Source organism: Xenorhabdus khoisanae, from assembly GCF_001037465.1.
Taxonomy (GTDB): domain Bacteria; phylum Pseudomonadota; class Gammaproteobacteria; order Enterobacterales; family Enterobacteriaceae; genus Xenorhabdus; species Xenorhabdus khoisanae.
Map to the genome: position 1 here is coordinate 16550 of NZ_LFCV01000018.1, position 22578 is coordinate 39127.

At 42.2% G+C, this 22578-nt stretch carries 15 protein-coding genes; 5 read left to right on the forward strand and 10 right to left on the reverse strand.

Going from position 1 to position 22578, the window contains the following annotated elements; all coding sequences use genetic code 11:
* Window positions 1-8: 8 nt before the first annotated feature.
* The 3 genes from cydC to trxB all read right to left on the reverse strand — a co-directional run bounded on the left by cydC (window position 9) and on the right by trxB (window position 4587).
* A complete protein-coding gene (gene cydC / locus AB204_RS03220; protein ID WP_047961944.1) occupies window positions 9-1751 on the reverse strand; it encodes a heme ABC transporter ATP-binding protein/permease CydC in 1743 nt (580 codons plus the stop codon).
* Window positions 1752-1753: 2 nt separating this feature from the next.
* Window positions 1754-3523, reverse strand: coding sequence for a heme ABC transporter permease/ATP-binding protein CydD (gene cydD, locus AB204_RS03225; RefSeq protein ID WP_047961945.1), 1770 nt, complete (start codon window positions 3521-3523; stop codon window positions 1754-1756).
* Between the two features lie 104 nt (window positions 3524-3627).
* A complete protein-coding gene (gene trxB, locus AB204_RS03230) occupies window positions 3628-4587 on the reverse strand; it encodes a thioredoxin-disulfide reductase (protein ID WP_047961946.1) in 960 nt (319 codons plus the stop codon).
* A gap of 631 nt (window positions 4588-5218) precedes the next feature.
* On the opposite strand from trxB, the gene lrp reads away from it, so the two are divergent.
* The 5 genes from lrp (at window position 5219) to serS (ending at window position 12628) form a co-directional block, all read left to right on the forward strand.
* Window positions 5219-5713 (forward strand): leucine-responsive transcriptional regulator Lrp, encoded by a 495-nt coding sequence (gene lrp, locus AB204_RS03235; protein WP_004256338.1) that lies wholly within the window; start codon window positions 5219-5221, stop codon window positions 5711-5713.
* A 138-nt stretch (window positions 5714-5851) separates the two neighbouring features.
* Window positions 5852-9196: a DNA translocase FtsK gene (locus AB204_RS03240; protein WP_047961947.1), complete on the forward strand. Its 3345-nt coding sequence runs from the start codon at window positions 5852-5854 to the stop codon at window positions 9194-9196.
* 74 nt (window positions 9197-9270) lie between these two features.
* Window positions 9271-9882 (forward strand): outer membrane lipoprotein chaperone LolA, encoded by a 612-nt coding sequence (gene lolA, locus AB204_RS03245; protein WP_047961948.1) that lies wholly within the window; start codon window positions 9271-9273, stop codon window positions 9880-9882.
* 7 nt (window positions 9883-9889) lie between these two features.
* A complete protein-coding gene (locus AB204_RS03250; RefSeq protein ID WP_047961949.1) occupies window positions 9890-11233 on the forward strand; it encodes a replication-associated recombination protein A in 1344 nt (447 codons plus the stop codon).
* Between the two features lie 105 nt (window positions 11234-11338).
* Window positions 11339-12628 carry a serine--tRNA ligase gene (serS, locus tag AB204_RS03255; protein ID WP_047961950.1) on the forward strand — a complete coding sequence of 430 codons (1290 nt, stop codon included), beginning with the start codon at window positions 11339-11341 and terminating at the stop codon, window positions 12626-12628.
* Between the two features lie 66 nt (window positions 12629-12694).
* Here serS and AB204_RS03260 read toward each other — a convergent pair whose 3' ends face one another.
* From AB204_RS03260 to ycaO, 7 genes are all read right to left on the reverse strand, one after another.
* Complete coding sequence (locus AB204_RS03260) at window positions 12695-13519, reverse strand: BPSS1780 family membrane protein (RefSeq protein WP_047961951.1); 825 nt, start codon at window positions 13517-13519, stop codon at window positions 12695-12697.
* Between the two features lie 119 nt (window positions 13520-13638).
* Window positions 13639-14454, reverse strand: coding sequence for a BPSS1780 family membrane protein (locus AB204_RS03265; protein ID WP_047961952.1), 816 nt, complete (start codon window positions 14452-14454; stop codon window positions 13639-13641).
* Between the two features lie 599 nt (window positions 14455-15053).
* The gene (locus AB204_RS03270) at window positions 15054-16199 is read right to left on the reverse strand and encodes an endonuclease/exonuclease/phosphatase family protein (protein ID WP_152671488.1); all 1146 of its coding nucleotides are present in this window, start codon (window positions 16197-16199) and stop codon (window positions 15054-15056) included.
* A 171-nt stretch (window positions 16200-16370) separates the two neighbouring features.
* Window positions 16371-17111, reverse strand: coding sequence for a pyruvate formate lyase 1-activating protein (pflA, locus tag AB204_RS03275; RefSeq protein WP_047961953.1), 741 nt, complete (start codon window positions 17109-17111; stop codon window positions 16371-16373).
* Window positions 17112-17233: 122 nt separating this feature from the next.
* Window positions 17234-19516 (reverse strand): formate C-acetyltransferase, encoded by a 2283-nt coding sequence (gene pflB / locus AB204_RS03280; protein WP_047961954.1) that lies wholly within the window; start codon window positions 19514-19516, stop codon window positions 17234-17236.
* A gap of 55 nt (window positions 19517-19571) precedes the next feature.
* The gene (gene focA, locus AB204_RS03285) at window positions 19572-20429 is read right to left on the reverse strand and encodes a formate transporter FocA (RefSeq protein WP_047961955.1); all 858 of its coding nucleotides are present in this window, start codon (window positions 20427-20429) and stop codon (window positions 19572-19574) included.
* 328 nt (window positions 20430-20757) lie between these two features.
* Complete coding sequence (ycaO, locus tag AB204_RS03290) at window positions 20758-22518, reverse strand: 30S ribosomal protein S12 methylthiotransferase accessory factor YcaO (protein ID WP_047961956.1); 1761 nt, start codon at window positions 22516-22518, stop codon at window positions 20758-20760.
* Window positions 22519-22578: the final 60 nt, after the last annotated feature.

Below are 22578 nucleotides of genomic sequence, written 5' to 3' on the forward strand. Positions count from 1 at the left end.
AAAATGAATCACTCCTGCGTAGGATAGCTCTGACGCTGATAAAACTGATAATACCGTCCCTGTTGGGCAAGTAACACATCATGTTTGCCTTGCTCAATAATACGTCCTCCATCCATAACACAGATCCGATCCATACGCTGCAAGCCTGTCAGCCGGTGAGTCACGATAATCAGTGTCTTATGCTGGCAACTACGGTGTAACAATGACAAAATCTGTTGTTCAGTATCAGAATCGAGTCCTTCGGTTGGTTCATCCAGAAGCATCAAAGGAGCATTGTGCAGTAATGCCCTGGCAATACCTAAACGGCGCTGTTCTCCGCCGGAAAGTTGGCGACCGCCTTCACCCATCCAACAGTTTAGCTTCTTATCATTGCCTAGCAAGTTCTCCAAACCCACTTGTTGCAATACGGTTTCTAATTCATCATCGCTGGCATCGGGTTTTGCTAATAAAAGATTCTCACGTAAAGTGTGGCTGAACACATGTATACGTTGGGGAACGATGGACATCATTGAGCGAAATGTTGCTTCATCATAGCCGGAAATGGGATGCTGGTTGAGTTGAATTTCACCATTATTAACGTCCCATGCGCGAGTTATTAACTGTAAAAGCGTCGATTTACCACATCCGGTCTTTCCTAATAAAGCAATATGCTCGCCTGATGTCAGAGATAAAGAAATATCTTTTAATACAGGCTGAGGTTGGCCCGGGTAGGTGAAATCAATATTTTTTATCTCAAGGCTGAGAGAGCTATTTGCCTGTGGTCCGTGATCAGGAAAAGCCACTTCAGGTTCTTGGTGCATCAATTGAGAAACACGAGTTGCAGACGCAATAACCTGTCCCATGTGCTGGAATGCTATAGTGACTGGCCCAAGCGCTTCAAAAGCAGCAAGGGAACAGAAGGTAAATAGCGCTATCAACGCACCCGGTTGGCTATTTTCTCCAACACCTGCTGCGGCGAGCCAAAGTATCAGTGTTACAGTTATGCCTGTAGAAAAAATCATGATGGCTTGTGAAAGCCCTGTCAAATTAGCCTGTTTTTGTTGGTTTTTTAGCCAATCGCCTTCAATCGCCGTCATGGATTGACGAAAACGCTTAAGTGCACCAAATACAGTTAATTCAGCTTGTCCCTGCAAAGCGCTGGTGAGTAATGTACGATATTGAGCGCGTTGTAGAGTAATGTTTCTGCCGTAGGGTTTCCCTGCATGGAAAAACAAGAAAGGCAAGATCAATAGCAGCCCCAACATAATGCCACCGAGAGTATAGGCAAGGGTAATATCAAGGAACCCTAAGCCAAACGTTAGTACTACAATCACAACAAATGCGGCAAGAACAGGGGAAATAACCCGCAGATAGAGGTGATCCAACGTTTCAACATCGGCAACGAGTCTGTTTAACAACTCACCTTGACGGAAGCGGGCAATGCCTCCCGGAGAAAGCGGCAAAATTTTCTGAAAAGCAAAAACACGTAAATGAGCTAATACACGGAATGTTGCATCGTGACTGACAAGCCGTTCAGCATAACGACCCGCAGTGCGGAAAATGGCCGCACCACGCACACCCGCGGCAGGCAGCATATAGTTAAACGTATATAACCCTGCGAATCCGGCTAAGGCAGTGCCGGCAAGAAACCAACCTGAAAGCGTCAGCAGCCCAATGCTGGCGAGCAGAGTCACGATCGCCAATATCATACCTAAGCTAATGAGAAACCAGTGGCGGCGGTATAATGCGAGAAATGGGAATAATACGCGCATGATTAGAGCTCCACACTACGATGAGACAGCAGACGAGAAAATGCACCTTGAGACTGACTTAGACTCTGATATTCACCTTTCTCAATCAATAACCCATTTTCCATTACCCAAATCTGATCATATGTCAGCGTTTCTTCTAGTAAGTGAGTAACCAGCAATGTAGTTTGCCGATAAGAAGCTTGATTTAAAGCCATCATCACACGTTGTTCGCTATGGGCATCAAGACTGGCGGCGGGTTCATCTAATAACAATAATTGGCAGGAATTTAATAACGCTCGTGCTACGGCGATACGCTGCGCCTGCCCGACAGACAGACGAGCAGCATTATCCCCAATTACCGTATTGATTCCGTCTGGCAGATTGCGTACAAATTCATTGACATAAGCTTTTTCCATCACATCATGGATTTGTTCCTGTGTGGCATCATATTGACCAAGACGAATATTATCGAGCACAGTTTGTTCTGGTAAATGTGGATTTTGCCCAACCCAACTCAGACATTCGCGCCATTCAGTGAGATTGAGTTCACGTAGCTCAATGCCATTGATTTTGAGGGAGCCACGATAAGGTAGAAAACCCAGAAGTACATTGATCAATGAGCTTTTACCTGCACCACTTTTTCCGACCAAAGTAATTCGCTGGTGTTTATTAATCGTAAAATTCAACGGGCCGGCAAGGTGATGACCATCGTGGGACAGTATCTCCAGCTCGCAGGCTTCAATAGCGACGGGGTCTTTATCTGTTAGTGTTTCTTCGCCGCTGGTTGCTGCTTGTTCCCCATCACTGCTGAGCAGAGTGAAAAGCGATTCTGCTGCTCCGACTGCCTGCGCTTTTGCATGATAAAACGTGCCTAAGTCACGTAGTGGTTGGAAAAATTCGGGGGCAAGGATTAAAGCGAGGAAGCCGGCAAACAACGTAACTCCCATTCCGTAGCTGCCAAAGTGTAATTCTCCCAAATAGGAAAAACCAAAATAGACGGCAACAACGGCAATGGAAACTGCGGCAAAAAACTCCAATACAGCCGAAGACAGGAATGCCATGCGCAGTACTTCCATCGTTCTGTGACGGAAATTCTCGGTTGACTCTGCGATCTGCTTAACTTCGGCTTTCCCTCGATGGAACAGGCGCAACGTATCCAGACCCCGTAAACGATCGAGGAAATTACCACTTAATCGGTTAAGGGCGACAAAATTACGTCGGTTGGCATCTGCGGCACCTAACCCTACCAACGCCATAAACAGAGGAATTAAGGGGGCAGTGACCAGCAAGATTAACCCTGCGGCCCAATTAATCGGAAATAGGGTAACCAGAATTAAAATGGGGATTATGGTAGCAAGAACCATCTGAGGCAGGTAGCGGGAATAAAAATCCTGCATATCTTCGATTTGTTCCAGGATAATCGTTGCCCAGCTTCCCGCTGGCTTTCCTTTAACCCATACAGGCCCTAACTGCTCCAGTTTATCCAACACCATATTTCGGATTTGTTGGCGCACAACTTTACCGCAAATAAACCCGACACGTTCCCGAAGAGCATTGACGATTGCCCGCAATGTGAAAGTGGCTGCTAGCATCAGAAACTGGTTAGTGAGATTTTCGCGGGGAACATTGTCCATAATCAGGGCTTGGAGGATGGAAGCCAGGAGCCAGGCTTGAGAGATGATCAATAATCCACTGATTAGACCGAGTAGCATGGATAGACGAAGCCACCGACGGGCAGGGGCACTCTGTTGTCTTAGCCATCGAACAAGTTCAGATTGTCTTGTTTTGTCCATAAGAAAAACTTTTGATTAGCAGGTAATGATACGGAATATCAAAACAAGCTTTATGTTACCTGTTAAAAAGCGCTACCGAAATAGCGCTTCTAAGGAAAAATGGATTATTTGGTTGCCAATCCATCAAGGAAACGTTCAGCATCCAATGCCGCCATACAACCAGTACCTGCTGAAGTAATGGCCTGACGATACACGTGATCCATAACGTCTCCGGCGGCAAAAATTCCGGGAATAGAGGTTTGGGTAGCATTTCCATGCAATCCGGATTGCACTTTGATGTACCCATTCTCAAGATCAAGCTGACCGTCAAAGATGCCTGTATTCGGGCTATGGCCGATAGCAATGAAAACACCGGTTACATCCAGTTCTTCGGTATTGTCATTTTTCGTATCACGAATGCGGATACTTGCCACACCCATGTTGTCGCCCAGAACTTCGTCCAGAGTTCGATCGGTATGCAGGATGATATTGCCGTTCTTGACTTTTTCCATCAGGCGGTCAATCAGGATTTTCTCTGAACGGAAAGTGTCACGGCGGTGAATCAGATGAACTTCAGAAGCAATGTTTGCTAAATACAGAGCTTCTTCAACAGCGGTATTACCACCACCAACTACAGCAACCTTCTGTTTACGATAGAAAAAACCATCGCATGTTGCACAAGCAGATACGCCACGACCTTTGAAATTTTCTTCGGAAGGCAATCCGAGGTAACGGGCAGAAGCACCTGTCGCGATGATCAAAGCGTCACAGGTATATTCCTGATCATCTCCATACAAACGGAATGGCCTGTTTGAGAAATCTACTTTCTGAATATGGTCAGAAATGATTTCAGTTTGAAATTTTTCAGCATGTTGGAACATACGCTCCATCAGGCCTGGGCCAGTCAGCCCTTCAGGATCACCGGGCCAGTTTTCAACCTCAGTCGTGGTGGTCAATTGGCCGCCTTTTTCGACCCCAGTAATGAGAACAGGGCTTAAATTAGCGCGGGCTGCGTAAACAGCAGCGGTATAACCAGCAGGACCTGAGCCAAGAATGATAAGTTTACTGTGTTTGGCTGTGCTCATGAATACCTCATTTCCATTATCGCATGTTGCGGATTTAGGGATTGTAGGAGAAATAATAAGTTAAAAAAAGCAATTATCAGATAAAATATTCATGTTATTAACGATTTTACCGATAGATAGTAACTATGATGTGAGTGAAATGTAAGAAGAGATTATTTATCCTTCTGAATTGAACATCATTTATACGTTTAAGGCTTGAAATGAGCTATTAAAAGGATTTACTGAAAATTTGTATGGCAGGTTGTTCTGATTTTTGCTCATTTACTTTGACAATCGGCTGTGCATTTGCGAAAACATCTGCGTAAGAGATAATTATCTACCTCGCTAATCAATTGTTTCTATAGAATAGACAAATTGGTGTGGGTGATTTTCTCATAGAATATAAAAATTGCCGTTAAGCTGCTTTCTAAAAGACACAATGTTTTAGGAGATAATATTCTGAGAAAGGGTGTTTTGGTAGTCGTGTATGAGTCAGACGATGATGGAAAATCGTATTTCGGGATATTGCAGTAGGCCTTAAACCTTGGTTATAGATTGAGCTTTAGCCTTTGAAGACATCTTTTCCAGCTCAGTTGCTTGAAAGAGATAGGGAAAAGTTATGGGTGTAGGAATATAAAGAGAGAGCAATAAGATGATTGATAATAAGAAGCGTCCGGGAAAAGATCTTGATCGTATAGATCGTAATATCCTTAACGAGTTGCAAAAAGACGGCCGTATTTCTAACGTGGAGTTATCCAAACGCGTTGGTTTATCACCAACGCCTTGTCTGGAGCGTGTACGTCGCTTGGAGCGTCAGGGCTTTATCTCTGGCTACACAGCTTTGCTGAATCCTCATTATCTGGATGCATCATTGCTGGTATTCGTTGAAATTACCCTTAACCGTGGTGCGGCAGATGTATTTGAACAATTCAATACTGCTGTTCAGAAACTGGAAGAAATCCAAGAATGTCATTTAGTTTCTGGTGATTTTGACTACTTGCTGAAAACACGTGTGCCAGATATGTCCGCATATCGTAAATTACTCGGCGAAACTCTGTTGCGTCTTCCTGGTGTTAACGATACCCGTACTTATGTTGTTATGGAAGAAGTGAAACAGAGTAACCGTCTGGTGATTAAGACTCGTTAAGCTTTTGCCTAATTTAATGAGGTACAGATGCAAAACAGGAAAAACTTAGGTACACTCCTGTTTATGTATACAGTTTCAACGCTGAGCTATCCTCAGCGTTGTTCCGTTTAATCAACATGAAAACCTGGAGAGTCTTTCTTGAACCAGGAATATACAGAAGACAAACGTGTTAAGTTAAAAAAAATAAGCAGTGGCCGTCGGCTTTTAGAAGCTGTCCTGCTGGTTATTGCCATTTGTGCTGTGTACTTAATGATAGCGCTTGTCAGCTTCAACCCATCCGATCCTAGCTGGTCACAAACGTCATGGCATGAACCCGTTCATAATTGGGGTGGTAGCGTTGGTGCCTGGTTATCAGACATATTATTCTCGGCATTTGGTATTCTTGCCTATGCAGTCCCATCGTTAATGTTTTTAGGGTGTTGGAATGCTTTCCGTCAGAAAGATAGGCAAGAGTACGTAGATTTCTTCACACTCGCACTACGCGTTATTGGTGCTTTGGCTCTGATATTGACTTCATGTGGCTTGGCCGCACTCAATATTGACGATTTAAATGATTTTGCCGCTGGTGGAGTCATCGGTAACTTATTTAGCAATGCAATTCTGCCTTGGTTCAATGTTCTTGGAGCAACGTTGGCCTTGCTTGGCATTTGGGTTGTTGGATTTACATTGTTTACCGGTTGGTCATGGCTCACGATTGCAGAAAAAATTGGTGAAGTCATTCTGAATTCAATTAGTTTTGTGGTAAACCGTGGCCGTAATGACGCGGAATATTACGATGATGTATTGGAAGATAAAATAGTTTCTGAACGTTCCGCCAGTGAACAAGAAAGAGCTGAGTACGTTGATAAAAATGACATAATTAAGACAGCCGTTACGACTGAAACAGTGGATGAAGATGATGTACTGCTGACAGCTCCAACAGTCGTTGAATTGGCTAATACAGATTTAGCATCGCCGGCTGCTTCAACGCCTTCTGTTGAGGAAGACATCGAAAAACCTCGGGAAAATAGCTCACCTGAACCTATTTATGCAGAATCTGCGGAAATCATTTCAGCAAAAGAGACGTTATTGCCAAAAACATTGTCAGAAACGTCGCCAGAAACGCCTAAAGATTCACTTAACAGTGAGCACTTTTCACAACCAGTTATGCAGTCAGCAGAGACTTTGCCAGAATTTGCACCAGATGAATTGCGACAGAAGGCAGCAGAAGAACAGGAACCTGTCCGTTATTCATTTGAATTGCGAACAGATTATCAATTAGATGCAGAATCAGAATCAGAATCTGTCCCTCTTTCGCAGACTCACAATGAAAATATCAATCTGAAAAATACGGCGGCAGATATAACAAGTTCTGCGGTTGTAACGAGAAATCCGCAGGTCAAACAGGGAATTGGCCCTGAAATGCCTCGTCCTAATCCGGTCAGAATACCTACACGCCGGGAATTGTATGGCATTAAAGTGCCTTCTTATCGTTTGGCAGAACATCTGCAAAAAGAAGAAAAAGAAAGGCAAAATGAACTGATTGCGGAAGCTGATGAGCAGCAAATGGATGAGCAACAGCAAAACACGCTGCGTCAGCAATTCCTTGAACAACAACGTGAACGCTATGGTTCAGATTTTGAAGCGGAAAGCAAAGACTCGCAACAATCTGCATCAATATATGAACAGCCCAAGGTTGCTGCATTTACGGAAAATAACCCGGAAAATAGCATAATAGATGAAGAGGATGCGCAGGAAGAAGCACAGGAAGAAGCACAGGAAGAAGCGTTGCGGATAGCATTTGAGCAGCAGCAACATGAGCGTTATCAAATGAGCCAGCCAGCTGAATCTGCATTTATGCCAACAGAAGCCCCAACTCATCAGGTTCAGGAGAAAAAAATAGCTCCGGTTCTTGCTTCTCATGAGTTGAAAACTGAACATGCTCTTGCGCAGCAACCGCAGCAAGATAGCCTGTTCCATCCGTTTTTGATACGTAATGATCAGCCATTGCCAAAACCGACGACACCGATGCCTTCTCTGGATCTTCTGGCAAAACCGCCAGCGGAAGAAGAGCCGGTTGATATGTTTGCTCTTGAACAAACCTCTCGTTTGATTGAAGCGCGTTTGAATGATTATCGCGTCAAAGCAGATGTTGTTGGGTTTTCTCCCGGCCCTGTTATTACACGATTTGAATTGGATCTGGCACCCGGAGTTAAAGCTTCCCGTATTTCCAACTTATCGCGTGACCTTGCTCGTTCACTTTCAGCGGTAGCCGTTCGTATTGTTGAAGTGATTCCGGGAAGACCTTATGTTGGTTTGGAACTACCCAATAAGAAACGGCAAACAGTTTACCTGCGGGAAGTATTGGATTGCGAGAAATTCCGTGATAATCCATCTCCATTGACTATCGTTCTTGGGAAAGATATTGCAGGGCAGCCGGTTGTGGCTGATTTGGGCAAAATGCCTCACCTCTTGGTTGCAGGGACAACTGGTTCCGGTAAATCGGTAGGGGTCAACGCTATGATCCTCAGTATCCTGTATAAAGCGAAACCAGAAGATGTTCGCTTTATCATGATCGACCCTAAAATGCTTGAGTTATCGGTTTATGAAGGTATTCCACACTTGTTGACCGAAGTTGTCACCGATATGAAAGATGCCGCCAATGCATTGCGTTGGTGTGTGAATGAGATGGAAAGACGCTACAAACTGATGTCAGCTTTGGGTGTACGTAATCTCGCCGGTTACAACGACAAAATCAAACAAGCGGAAAATATGGGGCGTCCAATCCCTGATCCATTCTGGAAACCGGGCGATAGTATGGATGTTACACATCCTGTACTGAAAAAAGAGCCTTACATTGTTGTGATGGTTGATGAATTTGCCGATTTAATGATGACGGTAGGGAAAAAGGTGGAAGAATTGATTGCGCGTTTGGCTCAGAAAGCACGCGCAGCAGGTATCCACTTAGTATTGGCAACACAACGTCCCTCTGTTGATATTATCACTGGATTGATTAAGGCAAATATTCCGACGCGCATTGCATTTACTGTGTCCAGTAAAATTGATTCCCGTACCATCCTTGATCAAGGTGGTGCAGAATCATTGCTTGGCATGGGGGATATGCTTTATCTGGCACCAAACTCTTCCATTCCTGTGCGTGTTCATGGTGCATTTGTACGCGATCAAGAAGTTCACGAAGTGGTTAATGACTGGAAAGCCCGTGGTCGCCCTCAATACATTGATAGTATTATCAAAGGGGGAGAAGACGGTGAAGGTGGTTTAGGGTTTGATAGCGATGAAGAACTCGATCCCTTATTTGATCAGGCAGTTGAATTTGTGATTGAAAAACGTCGGGTTTCCATTTCGGGTGTGCAACGCCAATTCCGTATTGGGTATAACCGGGCAGCCCGGATTGTTGAACAAATGGAAGCACAACAGATTGTTAGTTCGCCTGGTCATAATGGCAATCGTGAAGTTTTGGCGCCTCCGCCGCACGAACATTAATCACAATTGTAAAATACAACGTGGTATCGGCCAATTAGGGCCGGGAATAAAGACGAATTGAAGGTATCTCGCACATGAAAAAACTGATGTTAATTGGTTGTCTAATGATGGGTGTGAGCGTGGGTTCTGCATGGGCTGATGCGACTCAGGATCTGCAAGGGCGTTTGGGAAAGGTAAATAGTTTTCATGCCAGCTTTACTCAAACAGTTACGAGTAATGATGGTTCAACGATCCAAAAAGGAGAAGGTGAACTTTGGATCAAACGCCCTAATTTGTTTAACTGGCATATGACGTCACCTGATGAAAGCGTTTTGGTTTCTGATGGCAATACTTTGTGGTTTTATAATCCCTTTGTTGAACAGGTGACAGCGAACTGGTTAAAAGATGCAACGGGAAATACACCGTTTATGTTAATTGCGCGTAATGACCCTGCTGATTGGAAACGGTACAAAGTTGTGCAAAGCAATAATAATTTTGAACTGACTCCCACTAACACCAATGGCAATCTAAAACATTTTTCGATTACCGTGACCCCAGAGGGGACAATTCAGAAGTTCACCGCGGTTGAACAGGACGGTCAAAAAAGCGCTTATCAATTGAAAGGGCAGCAAAACACCAATGTAGATGCGGCGAAATTCAAATTTACCGTACCAGAAGGTGTCACGCTGGATGATCAACGCCAGTGAGGTTTAAGTGAACAATTTTTCACTCGACTTTTCACAAAATGAATTTCAGCCACTGGCCGCAAGAATGCGGCCAGGCACATTAGATCATTATATTGGTCAGCAACATTTGTTGGCAGAAGGGAAACCTTTGCCAAGGGCAATTCGGGCTGGTCATCTTCATTCTATGATTTTATGGGGCCCGCCAGGAACAGGAAAAACAACGCTGGCTGAAATTATCGGGCACTATGCGCAAGCCGATATTGAACGCATTTCAGCAGTGACCTCCGGCATTAAAGAAATTCGTGAATCTATAGAAAAAGCACGTCAAAATCGTAATGCAGGGCGCAGAACTATCTTATTCGTTGATGAAGTTCACCGATTTAATAAAAGCCAACAGGATGCGTTCTTGCCGCATATTGAAGATGGCACGATCACATTTATTGGCGCTACAACTGAAAACCCTTCATTCGAATTAAATTCAGCTTTGTTGTCACGGGCTCGTGTTTACTTATTGAAGTCACTCTCGACGGCAGAAATTGAGCAAGTACTTATACAGGCGATGAACGACAAAGAGCGTGGCATTGGCGGGCAAAATATCATATTGCCGGATAATACCCGCCAGATGATAGCAGAGCTTGTTGCAGGAGATGCTCGCCGTTCACTGAACTTACTGGAAATGATGTCAGATATGGCAGAAGCAAATTCGCAGGGGCAGAGAATTCTGGCACCGGAATTGCTGAAAGAGGTCAGTGGAGAGCGGAGTGCACGCTTTGATAATAAAGGTGATCGATTTTACGATTTAATTTCTGCCTTGCATAAGTCAGTCCGTGGTTCAGCGCCTGATGCTGCGCTTTATTGGTATGCCCGAATTATTACCGCAGGTGGTGATCCACTTTATGTTGCCCGTCGATTATTGGCGATTGCTTCTGAAGATGTAGGGAATGCTGATCCCCGCGGAATGCAGGTCGCCATTGCCGCATGGGATTGCTTCACTCGTGTGGGGGCGGCAGAAGGAGAACGAGCGATTGCACAGGCAATTGTTTATCTCGCGTGTGCCCCAAAAAGTAATGCGGTTTATACAGCATTCAAGGCAGCAATGGCGGATGCGCAAGACAAGCCTGATTATGATGTACCGGCCCATTTGCGTAATGCGCCGACTAAATTAATGAAAGAGATGGGGTTTGGCGAAGCATACCGCTATGCCCATGATGAAACGAATGCTTATGCTGCCGGTGAAGTTTATTTCCCACCAGAAATGCAGCAAATACGCTACTATTACCCGACAAGCAGAGGGTTGGAAGGTAAGATTGGAGAGAAGTTAAACTGGTTAATGGAACAGGATAAAAATAGCCTGATAAAACGCTATCGTTAATCTCTTTGATACGGTAAGGTTTATATCCAACAGATTTTATCACGTTTTCTCAATAACAATTTTTTCAATAACAATTTTCTCAATAACAACAAGCACAGGACTAGCATGCTCGATCCAAATATACTGCGTAATGAGCTAGACGCAGTCGCCGAAAAACTGGCTCGCAGGGGTTATACCCTTGATGTGGAGATGCTGCGCAAATTAGAAGAGCGCCGCAAAGTTTTACAAGTTGAAACTGAAACCCTGCAAGCAGAACGTAATTCCCGATCGAAGTCTATTGGTGCAGCGAAAGCCCGTGGTGAAGATATTGAACCACTGCGCCAGGAAGTGAATCAATTGGGAGAAAAACTGGATTCAGCAAAAGCTGAACTGGAAGCGTTGCAGGCTGAGATCCGTACTCTTGCATTAAGCATGCCGAATATCCCGGATGATTCTTCTCCTGATGGAAAAGATGACAGTGACAATCTGGAAATGAGTCGTTGGGGTGAGCCTCGTCAGTATGACTTTGAAATCAAAGATCATGTATCACTGGGTGAATTGACTGGCGGTCTTGATTTTGCTGCTGCGGTAAAATTAACGGGTTCACGCTTTGTCGTAATGAAAGGCCAGCTTGCCCGTCTGCATCGTGCTATCGCACAGTTCATGCTGGATCTGCATACTGAGCAGCACGGTTATCTGGAAACTTATGTTCCTTACTTAGTTAACCATGACTCCCTATATGGTACGGGGCAATTGCCTAAGTTCGGCGAAGATTTGTTCCACACCAGACCGCTGGAAGAAGAATCTGGCAGTAATTATGCGTTGATCCCAACGGCTGAAGTCCCTGTTACGAATTTGGTTCGTGATGAAATTCTGGATGAAAGCGAATTACCACTGAAAATGACAGCACATACACCTTGCTTCCGTTCTGAAGCGGGTTCTTATGGTCGTGATACCCGTGGTCTTATTCGTATGCACCAATTTGATAAAGTTGAATTGGTTCAGATTGTTCATCCTGAAAAATCCATGGATGCACTGGAAGAATTGACAGGGCATGCCGAAAAAGTATTGCAGTTGCTGAACTTGCCTTACCGCAAGATGTTGCTGTGTACGGGGGATATGGGAGCGAGCGCAAGAAAAACTTACGATCTGGAAGTTTGGCTGCCTGCGCAAAATACTTACCGCGAAATCTCATCTTGCTCTAATACGTGGGATTTTCAGGCTCGTCGTTTGCAGGCGCGTTTCCGCGGTAAAGATGACAAGAAAACCCAGTTGGTGCATACACTGAATGGTTCTGGTCTGGCGGTAGGCCGTACACTGGTTGCGGTGATGGAAAACTATCAGCAGGCAGATGGCCGTATCGAAATTCCAGAAGTATTGCGTCCTTATATGAACGGACTGGAATACATTGGTTAATAACGTGTATTCTTTAATAAAAAAGCGCCAATATTCGGCGCTTTTTTTATTTCTCATCAGGTTTAATTATTTTACAGCTTGTTCGAGGGATTCCGATTTTTTGTAAAAAACACGACAATAAGAGGAATAAGAGGTTGCCATATACAACGGTGCTGTTATCAAGATCCCCAAGAATAGAGGAATTGTAGAAATGAATATCAAAAGATACATAAAAATGAAAAATAATATTACGCCTAAAATATTTTTCGATATAGCATTAAGACTGATTGAAAGGGCTTTTCCTACGTTGAAATTTTTAAGGATAATTAATGCAGGAGCAAACCAAGAACATGCAGTGGATAAAAACAGGGAAATTAGGGTAATCATCAGGGATAAAAATGATAATTCTGAATCATTATAGGCTATGATTGAGTCATAATTTATGTATGAATAGAAATCACCAAAAACTGCTTGATAGAGATCGTTACCATCGATGAGTGCGATAAGCAGGGAACTTATCATTTGTATTCCACAAACGATTAAACCAACGACAAGCAGGTCACCACATTTATATTTAAATCCATCAAAAAAACGACCTAACTCAAATTTGCCGCTAGTTCTTTGTCTTTCACAAATAGCTATAATGCCAGCGACAAATAAAGGGTCCAATAAATTAGGAAGAATAAAACCAAAAAGAGGGATAAATATCATGCTTAATTGGATGATTCCATAGATAATTCCCATTATTATCCACATACCAAGTTTAGGTGTTATAAAATCCCACGCATCACCTATCCAACCGATGGTTGCGCTTACATTAATTGTCTGGCCATTGGGAATAAATATACTGTTGCCATTAGTCGCGTTATTAGATGTGTTTTCCAAATTTTGATCAATATTGGGGTTATCCATTATTTTTTAATCTCCTGATTATTAATGTTTTTTATCTGGGAACACCATGTGCTAAGTGATAATAAAAAAAGCGCTATTTTTTTAGCGCCTTTTACATATGGATATCTGTCAGTAAAAATTTAAACGATTAAACTCGATTTTGTTTCTTTTTCTTCTGGAGTATAAAAGATACTACGATAGGTTGTGTAATAAACTATTAGTGTCATAGGCATAGTAACAATCAATCCCAGGAAAAATGGGATCATGGATACAATGAGTAGTACGCCCATCAGTAAGAAAAAGAGAAAACCACCGAGCAGATTTTTTCTTACAGCATTTAGGCTCATTGATACTGCTTCACCGAATTTTAGATTATTAATGATAATGAGGGCGGGGGCAAACCAAGCAAATGCAAGAGCAACCATACCGAAGATGAAGAAGACAAGGATTGCTAATATGAGAGAAGGAGAGTGACTCATTAACAGTCCTGGATCACTATATTGAGAGGTGGAAAACAATTCCAGAGCACCGACGCCTATGGCAAGCAGTGCAGCAAAGAGGCCAAGCATATATATTGCTAAATAAAGTACACTGACGGCAATCAATGAGCCTAATTTGTTCTTAAACCCATGAAACAGAAAGTCTATTTCAAAATTACCTGTGGTTCTCTGTTTTTCAGCTGCTGCGATGAAACCAGCAACAAATACTGAACTAAATATACCTGAGATAAGGTTTATTACTGGAATGAAATTCAAAATTACGAGGATAACTATATAAACTAAAGCAAACAATATCCATTGCCCTGGATTTGCTTTAAACATATTCCATGCGTCACTGATCCACTCTGTTGCTGCTCCAGCTCCTACTGCTCGACCACCAGGAATGAATGTGCTTTTTTCTTTGCTCAGGGAAATGTTGTTTTCTCCTGAATTCAAATTAATCTCTTGATTATCCATTTTTTTTCCGATTTATCTTATTGAATGGCTATTGTCGAATTAGTTTTTCTCTATTTCCATTCCGTTAACACAAATTGTTAGAGAAAACAGCAGAATTATCATATAAAAATTATTAATCAACAAGTATTAATTGTCATTCTTATCAGTAGATTAATGGTGGTTTTATCAGTGTTAATGAGTAAATTGAAGTATTTTTTTTGTCGCTTATAACAATATGATTTTAGATAAATCAACTTATTCATATGGATGTAAAGCAAATAAACTTATCTTTAATATCAAAAATTGAATTTATTTAAATTAAAACTTCTACTCAATGCCAGAAATTTGTTCTGGTTTAAGACCGTTATTATTCATATCCTGTGGTTAATATTTAACCATTATTTGAATGGTGTTTTTCTATGAATTTTATTAAATATTAATTAGTTATAGTTAATTGATGTAATTAAAAAAGAAACATGAAAGCGCAATCTGGTTTTTATTTGGATAATATCAGGCTGAGTACAGCCTGATATTACTATAACTAGTCAGAATTAATAAATGGGATGAATTTATCATTATTCAGCCTTTATGTTTTTGGATAAGTAATTTATATCAAACAGTTAGGATCTTAAATCAAAAGTCACTAATACCCCTTTGTGGTCAGTAGGCCAAACACCTTTAGGTTGTTTAAACTTATCTTGGGAGGTTTCTTGGACACGTTTGCTTTTAACAATACTACTGGAAGGGCCAATGATAACTGCATCTTGAACTGCTAATCGTGGGTTATTGTGGAAAAAAATGAAATCAATCCGCTCGCGTTCATCTGCTTTTGCGGCCCATATAAGCTTTTTGATATCAACATATAAATTATTTGCTGGCCAAGTAAAGCCCGGATAAGCTACTGGATCGGGATATTTTATTCGATAAGTATCAAGATAACCTGAATCAGTTAATAATTTACTACTCGTCCAAGGAACCACAGTTCCGTTATGATCGAAAAGGTTTTTCGTTTCCTCAGACCAATCCATCCAAGAAGGTTCATTAAAATCACCAGCCAATATAATCAAATGATTATTGTTGATTTCATTTTGAGCATCATTTATTAATAATTTAATAGAGTTTGGACGTCGGGATTGATTGTTTTCTTTCAATATATCATTAATATTAGTATCTGGACCATTGGCTAACTCTTTCCAAGTATTACCATCATAGCCTTTGGGAAGGTAATAGGCAGCGTTTTTATAATCTAAATGGCCGGAGTAAAAATCTATATAAGTGTTATTTATTTTAATTAATGCTTTAGTAAACCTGTCAAAGCTACTATGTGCGATTATCGGGTAACGAGAAAGGATACTGGCATCATTTTTTGATTTGTAAGAATAATATTTTATTCCTTTGTCATTAAGTGTCTTAACTAAGCGTTTAGTAAAATCAATATTATTATGATTTTTCACTTCACTAAGCGCTATAAGATCAGCGTTAGTAGAAACGATAGCATTTATGATGCCTCCATAACCGCCTTTTACTATAACACCCTCTTGCCAAATATTTAACGTGAAAACTTTTAATGTGATTTTATTGTTTTTACCATTGCTATACATTTTAATATTATTGTTTTTGGGTTTTTCATCAAGGTTTATCAATGTATTATCATTGTTTTCGTATGCCTGTTTATTGGGTTTTGATTCTGTCTCATTAGCTTGAATATTTAACGAAGTTAATAATATACATGCGCTAAATAAAGAAAAAATGAAGTTTTTCATCATAATATCCTCGGAGTGACAACGGAATGTTGTGATAATATTGCTGAAATTAAATAATTATTCAATATTATTGGTAGAAAATATGAGGTCAGACTTGAGGAGTTAAGATAATTATTTAGAATAAAACTGGCAGCAATTATTTGATACCAGTTTTTGATTAGATGAGGAATAAATCTAGTAGATCACATGATGCCCATAATGACTCAAAATTTCTTTTACCCTATCCATTGTCTCTTTTGATGGAGGCTTGACACCTTCTAATTTATATTCTTCACCCATTGCAATCCATTTGTGTTTACCAAGTTCGTGATAAGGTAATAATTCAATCTTCTCAATATTTTTCATCTGCTTGGTGAATTCACCAAGCAGATGAACCGATTGATCGTCATCCGACCAACCGGGGACGACGACATAACGAATCCAAACTTTTTGATTACGTTTTGCCAGATAACGGGCAAATTCGAGAGTCCGATGATTAGAAACTCCGACTAATTTTTGGTGAATGCTATCGTCAAGCTGTTTTAAATCCAGCATAACCAGATCGGTATCGTCCAGTAATTCATCGATCACAGGATCATAACGGCGAACAAAACCATTGGTGTCCAGGCAGGTATGAATGCCTTCTGCATGGCAAGCCCTGAACCAATCGCGGACAAACTCAGCCTGAAGAATAGCTTCACCACCAGAAGCTGTAACTCCACCACCAGAAGCATTCATAAAATGACGGTAAGTCGTTGCTTCTTTTATTAATTCTTCAACTGTCACGGTTTTTCCGCCATGGGTATCCCAAGTATCGCGGTTGTGGCAATAGAGGCAGCGCATCAGGCAGCCTTGGAAAAACGCGATAAAACGGATACCGGGGCCATCAACGGTTCCGCAAGATTCAAAAGAGTGGATACGACCAAGTACGGACATGAAAGGATTTCTCCAAATACTGACAAGCTGATAAAGGCCCCGATTGTGGAGGGGCCTTTTAGTGTATGTCATTTTATTTCATCAGAAAATAATGACACTTTCGATGCTGCTATTCTGGTTATTTACATTGATTGAGTAAATGTACGAGTAATCACATCTCGTTGCTGTTCTTTAGTCAGCGAATTGAAACGTACTGCATAACCGGATACGCGAATAGTCAACTGAGGATATTTTTCAGGATCTTCCATTGCATCCAATAACATCTCACGATTCATCACGTTGACATTCAGGTGTTGACCGCCTTCGATATCTGCTTCGTGATGGAAATAGCCATCCATCAAGCCCGCCAGATTTGCTTTGCGTACATCATCATCTTTGCCCAATGCATTCGGTACGATGGAGAAGGTATATGAAATACCATCTTTAGCATAGGCAAATGGTAGTTTAGCAACGGAGGTCAGTGAAGCAACCGCGCCTTTTTGGTCACGCCCGTGCATTGGGTTAGCGCCTGGACCAAATGGTGCACCGGCACGACGTCCATCAGGGGTATTACCTGTTTTCTTGCCATAAACGACGTTTGAAGTAATGGTCAGTACAGACTGTGTTGGAGTTGCATTGCGGTATGTTTGCAGTTTCTGGATTTTCTTCATGAAGCGTTCAACCAGATCACAAGCGATATCATCGACACGAGGGTCATTGTTACCGAATTGTGGGTATTCACCTTCGATGTTGAAATCAGTTGCCAAGCCATCTTCATCACGGACTGGGGAAACTTTCGCATACTTAATTGCAGACAGTGAATCAGCCGCCACGGACAGACCCGCGATACCGCATGCCATGGTACGGAACACATCACGATCATGCAGTGCCATTAATGAAGCTTCATAGCTGTATTTGTCGTGCATATAGTGGATGATATTCAGGGCAGTGACATACTGTTTTGCCAACCAATCCATGAAGTGATCCATGCGATCCATGACTTTGTCATAATCAAGCACTGCGTCTCTCATTGGCTCTTCTTTCGGGCCAACCTGCATTTTCAGTTTTTCATCCACGCCGCCGTTGATGGCATACAACATGGTTTTTGCAAGGTTTGCACGGGCACCGAAGAACTGCATTTGTTTACCAACGATCATTGGGCTGACGCAGCATGCGATAGCATAGTCATCGCTGTTGAAGTCAGGACGCATTAAATCATCGTTTTCATATTGCAGAGATGAAGTATCGATAGAAACTTTTGCTGCGAATTTCTTGAAGCTAATTGGCAGTTTTTCAGACCACAAAATGGTCATGTTAGGTTCTGGGGATGGCCCCATGGTGTACAGTGTGTTCAGGAAACGGAAGCTGTTTTTGGTGACAAGAGTACGACCGTCTAAACCCATGCCTGCCAGTGATTCAGTTGCCCAGATTGGGTCACCGGAGAACAGCTCATCATATTCTGGAGTACGCAGGAAACGCACCATACGCAGTTTCATGACCAGATGATCGATCAGCTCTTGGGCTTGCTCTTCTGTCAGTTTACCCGATTTAATATCGCGTTCGATGTAGACATCCAAGAAGCTGGAAACACGACCGAAGGACATTGCTGCGCCGTTCTGAGATTTAACTGCTGCCAGATAGGCGAAATAAGTCCATTGTACCGCTTCTTTGGCGTTGGTAGCTGGGTTGGAAATATCATAGCCATATTTAGCCGCCATCTCTTTCATTTGACCAAGAGCACGGTGCTGTTCAGAAATTTCTTCGCGCAAGCGGATAGTCGGTTCCAGATCTTCGCCGTTTTCCAGTTTTTCCTGTAGGGAAGTGAACTGGGCATATTTTTCATCACGCAGGAAGTCAATACCGTATAGCGCAACACGACGATAATCACCGATGATGCGTCCACGGCCATAAGCATCAGGCAGGCCAGTCAATACACCAGATTTACGGCATTTCAGGATATCAGGTGTATAAACATCGAATACCCCCTGATTGTGGGTTTTACGATATTCAGTGAAAATCTGTTTCAGTTTTGGATCCAGCTCGCGGTTATAGGCTTTGCAAGAACTTTCAACCATTTTAATGCCGCCAAATGGAATAATGGCACGTTTCAGAGGCGCTTCAGTTTGCAGCCCAACGATTTGTTCCAGATCTTTTTCAATATAACCAGCATCATGAGAGGTAATTGTAGACGCAACGTTAGTATCAAAATCTACCGGTGCATGAGTCCGGTTTTCGATTTTGATACCTTCCATGACTTTTTCCCACAAAATATCTGTCTCTTTTGTGGCGCCTGCAAGGAATGATTCATCACCTTCATACGGAGTATAGTTTTTCTGGATAAAGTCACGAACGTTGACTTCATTTTGCCAGCTACCCTCGTTAAAGCCTTGCCATGCTACAGAAAATTTTTCATTTAACTCGGACATGATACTTCTACCTTTTAACAGTGGAAATTTTAATAAATCTGGCGTGGAGGCGCAGCTAATGCTTTTTGCCGTCACGTAAATAAATAAACCAATAAGTCAACCCAACCAATACAGCGCCACCAATAATGTTACCTATCGTTACAGGGATCAGGTTATCGGTAATAAAGTTCGAAATGGTGAGTTGAGGAAACTGTTCGGGGTTTGCTCCCACTTTCACCCAGAATTCATCTGGCGCAAAGTTTCTGATGACGATCCCGAACGGAATTAAAAACATATTAGCGATACTGTGTTCAAAGCCGCTGGCAACAAACATACCAATCGGGAGTATCAACGCGAATAATTTATCGATCAAACTGCGTCCGGCATAGCTTATCCAAATCGCAAGGCAGACCATCAAATTGGCTAAAATACCCAAACATACTGCTTCAATAAAGGTATGGTGCATTTTATGATCCGCTGTCTGTAATACATTCAGCCCCCAGGCGCCATGAGCAACGGCATACTGGCCTGAAAACCAAATTAGGGCCACAAAAAATAACGCGCCAATCAGATTACCGATATAAACATTAATCCAGTTCTTGAACATCTGTGACCACGTAATGCGTCCTGTTGCTTTTGAAATGATCGTCAGTACCGTGGAAGTGAAAAGATCAACACCACATATAACCACCAGCATCAAACCAAGGGAAAAGCAGATCCCACCCGTCAATTTTGCCAATCCATAAGGAATGGATGAGGTCCCTGTTGTTGCCGTAATATAAAAAACAAACGCAATGGAGATAAACACACCTGCCATGATTGCCGATAAGTACGTCAATGCGGGGTGTTTATTGACTTTATATACACCACTATCATCAGCGATTTGTGCCATTACAGCAGGTGGAAATAAATTAAAAGGGTTGTCAGTTTTCATCCTAACACTCTCTTTATCCTTAATTAATTGTAGCACGCAATGATAGTAACAAATGGACATTGACCTGAATTTGATATGGATCATATTGCCTGAAAGTTTGGTGAACTATGTCCGGCAAAATGCGAAAATATCATTTTAATATAATGATTTATAAGGAAAAAATATTTTTTAAAATTTGTAAAAATATTTTATATTGAGAATTTTGGAGATTTCAGATGGGAAAGTAAAATAACAGGTTAAATTGTCATTTATTTGTTGTTTTAAAATAAATTATATTTAACCTGAATTTTACTTTTTATGGTTAATAAACTTTAATGTAACAGTTTAATTATTTCGCCCAAAAATCACGCTTGGCTTTTTGCAGTTTTTCATAAGCATTCAACAATGCCTGATGCGCTGGTAATACTTTTAATTCTGAATCAACAGACCATAAACCGTGGAAACAGTTCTCTCCAGCAATAGCAGCGGAAGCAGCATCAACAGTATCTTGCCCATACATTTTAACGAATGCTTGATAATACTGTGCTGGTTCGCGATCTTCTTCTTGAGTCAATAGCAGCAGTGTTTGCAGGCAGCGATAGTAATTAGCTCTCTCAGCAGTAAAGACAGAGGCATTGAAATCTTGTGTCCATTCAACCCAGATCAGGGCTTGTTCCAGATCGTTACCAGCCAGTGCCAGCATAGATTTCAATTCACCGATACGCAGGTTGCTCCAGCCGTTATCTTTACCCGCAGCAATGCCTAATAATTCACGAACGCGGGTGAAATCATCCAGCCCTTCATCGTCCAATAGTTCGAGGAAGGCAAGATATTCTTCTGGCTGCCATTGACTTTCCGGTAACGTCAGGATCGTGTCACGCAGATGCGTGCCCATCGTGTTATTGGCGATGTGTAAATCTTCAACCGGATAAATATCTGACATGCCAGGAACCAGAATACGGCATGCGTAAACGCCAAGATGTTCATAATCTGCAATGTAGACTTCAGCATCCAGCGTATTGAAGACTCCCATCAGAGTGGCAAACTCTTCCTCTGTCGTGCCACTGAAACTCCAGTCAGCGAATTCATAATCGGCATCCTGCTTGAAAAGATCCCAACTGATTGCACCGCTCGAATCAATAAAGTGAGTTTCCAGATTAGTATGCTCAGAGACTTCCTCATCATCAAAACTTGGTGGGGTAAAGACATCCAGATCTTTCAGACTACGCCCTTGCAGCAGCTCTGTAACAGTGCGTTCCAGCGCAACGCCAAAATCAGGATGAGCACCAAAAGATGCGAAGCAAGTACCATTATTCGGATTGAACAATACAACACAAATTACAGGGAATTGACCACCGAGTGAGGCATCGTAGCAATAAAGCGGGAAGCCTTCTTCCTGCAATCTGTTGACTGCTTCAACTACGGCAGGATAGCGGTTCATAACATCTTGTGGAATTTCAGGCAAGCTGATGCGTTCTGCGATAATGCGGTTTTTCACATAACGTTCGAACACTTCAGACAACCCCTGAACGCGGGCTTCGTTCATGGTATTTCCGGCTGACATTCCGTTTGAAACATACAGATTTCCGACAATGTTCATCGGAATATAAATAGCTTGGTTATCTGATTGGCGCGTGAATGGTAGGGCACAGATACCACGCTTCTCATTACCCGATTGCAGGTCAATCAATTGGCTGGCACAGAGCGCATTATCTGGATTGTAAAAACGATGCAGGCGCTCATCTAAAATCCCTTCTGGCAGAGAATCATCTTCTGGCAGAGGGAACCATTTTTCATTCGGATAATGAACAAATTCGCCTTTGGCAACAGTATCGCCAAGGTAAAAATCAGCAAAGAAATAGTTTGTCGATAGACGCTCAAAATATTCTCCCAATGCTGAAGCCAATGCAGCTTTTTTGCTGGCTCCCTTACCATTGGTAAAGCACAGAGGGCAGTCACGATCGCGGATATGCACTGACCAGACATTTGGTACAGGATTCAGCCACGAGGCTTCTTCAATATTAAAACCGAGAGATTCCAGCTTATGCTGGAAACGATTAATGGAGTCTTCCAACGCGGCATCTTTGCCTGGGATATAGGTTTGCGTCATCGTGATTCACTTCAATTTATGCTAAAGGCCGCATATCATACTGTGTTTTTTTCATCCGCT

What these genes read in the sequence shown, in the direction of transcription:
- cydC (WP_047961944.1), bottom strand. Translation starts at nt 1,751, where the DNA reads ATGCGCGTATTATTCCCATTTCTCGCATTATACCGCCGCCACTGGTTT.
- cydD (WP_047961945.1), bottom strand. Translation starts at nt 3,523, where the DNA reads ATGGACAAAACAAGACAATCTGAACTTGTTCGATGGCTAAGACAACAG.
- trxB (WP_047961946.1), bottom strand. Translation starts at nt 4,587, where the DNA reads ATGAGCACAGCCAAACACAGTAAACTTATCATTCTTGGCTCAGGTCCT.
- lrp (WP_004256338.1), top strand. Translation starts at nt 5,219, where the DNA reads ATGATTGATAATAAGAAGCGTCCGGGAAAAGATCTTGATCGTATAGAT.
- lolA (WP_047961948.1), top strand. Translation starts at nt 9,271, where the DNA reads ATGAAAAAACTGATGTTAATTGGTTGTCTAATGATGGGTGTGAGCGTG.
- serS (WP_047961950.1), top strand. Translation starts at nt 11,339, where the DNA reads ATGCTCGATCCAAATATACTGCGTAATGAGCTAGACGCAGTCGCCGAA.
- AB204_RS03260 (WP_047961951.1), bottom strand. Translation starts at nt 13,519, where the DNA reads ATGGATAACCCCAATATTGATCAAAATTTGGAAAACACATCTAATAAC.
- AB204_RS03265 (WP_047961952.1), bottom strand. Translation starts at nt 14,454, where the DNA reads ATGGATAATCAAGAGATTAATTTGAATTCAGGAGAAAACAACATTTCC.
- AB204_RS03270 (WP_152671488.1), bottom strand. Translation starts at nt 16,199, where the DNA reads ATGATGAAAAACTTCATTTTTTCTTTATTTAGCGCATGTATATTATTA.
- pflA (WP_047961953.1), bottom strand. Translation starts at nt 17,111, where the DNA reads ATGTCCGTACTTGGTCGTATCCACTCTTTTGAATCTTGCGGAACCGTT.
- pflB (WP_047961954.1), bottom strand. Translation starts at nt 19,516, where the DNA reads ATGTCCGAGTTAAATGAAAAATTTTCTGTAGCATGGCAAGGCTTTAAC.
- focA (WP_047961955.1), bottom strand. Translation starts at nt 20,429, where the DNA reads ATGAAAACTGACAACCCTTTTAATTTATTTCCACCTGCTGTAATGGCA.
- ycaO (WP_047961956.1), bottom strand. Translation starts at nt 22,518, where the DNA reads ATGACGCAAACCTATATCCCAGGCAAAGATGCCGCGTTGGAAGACTCC.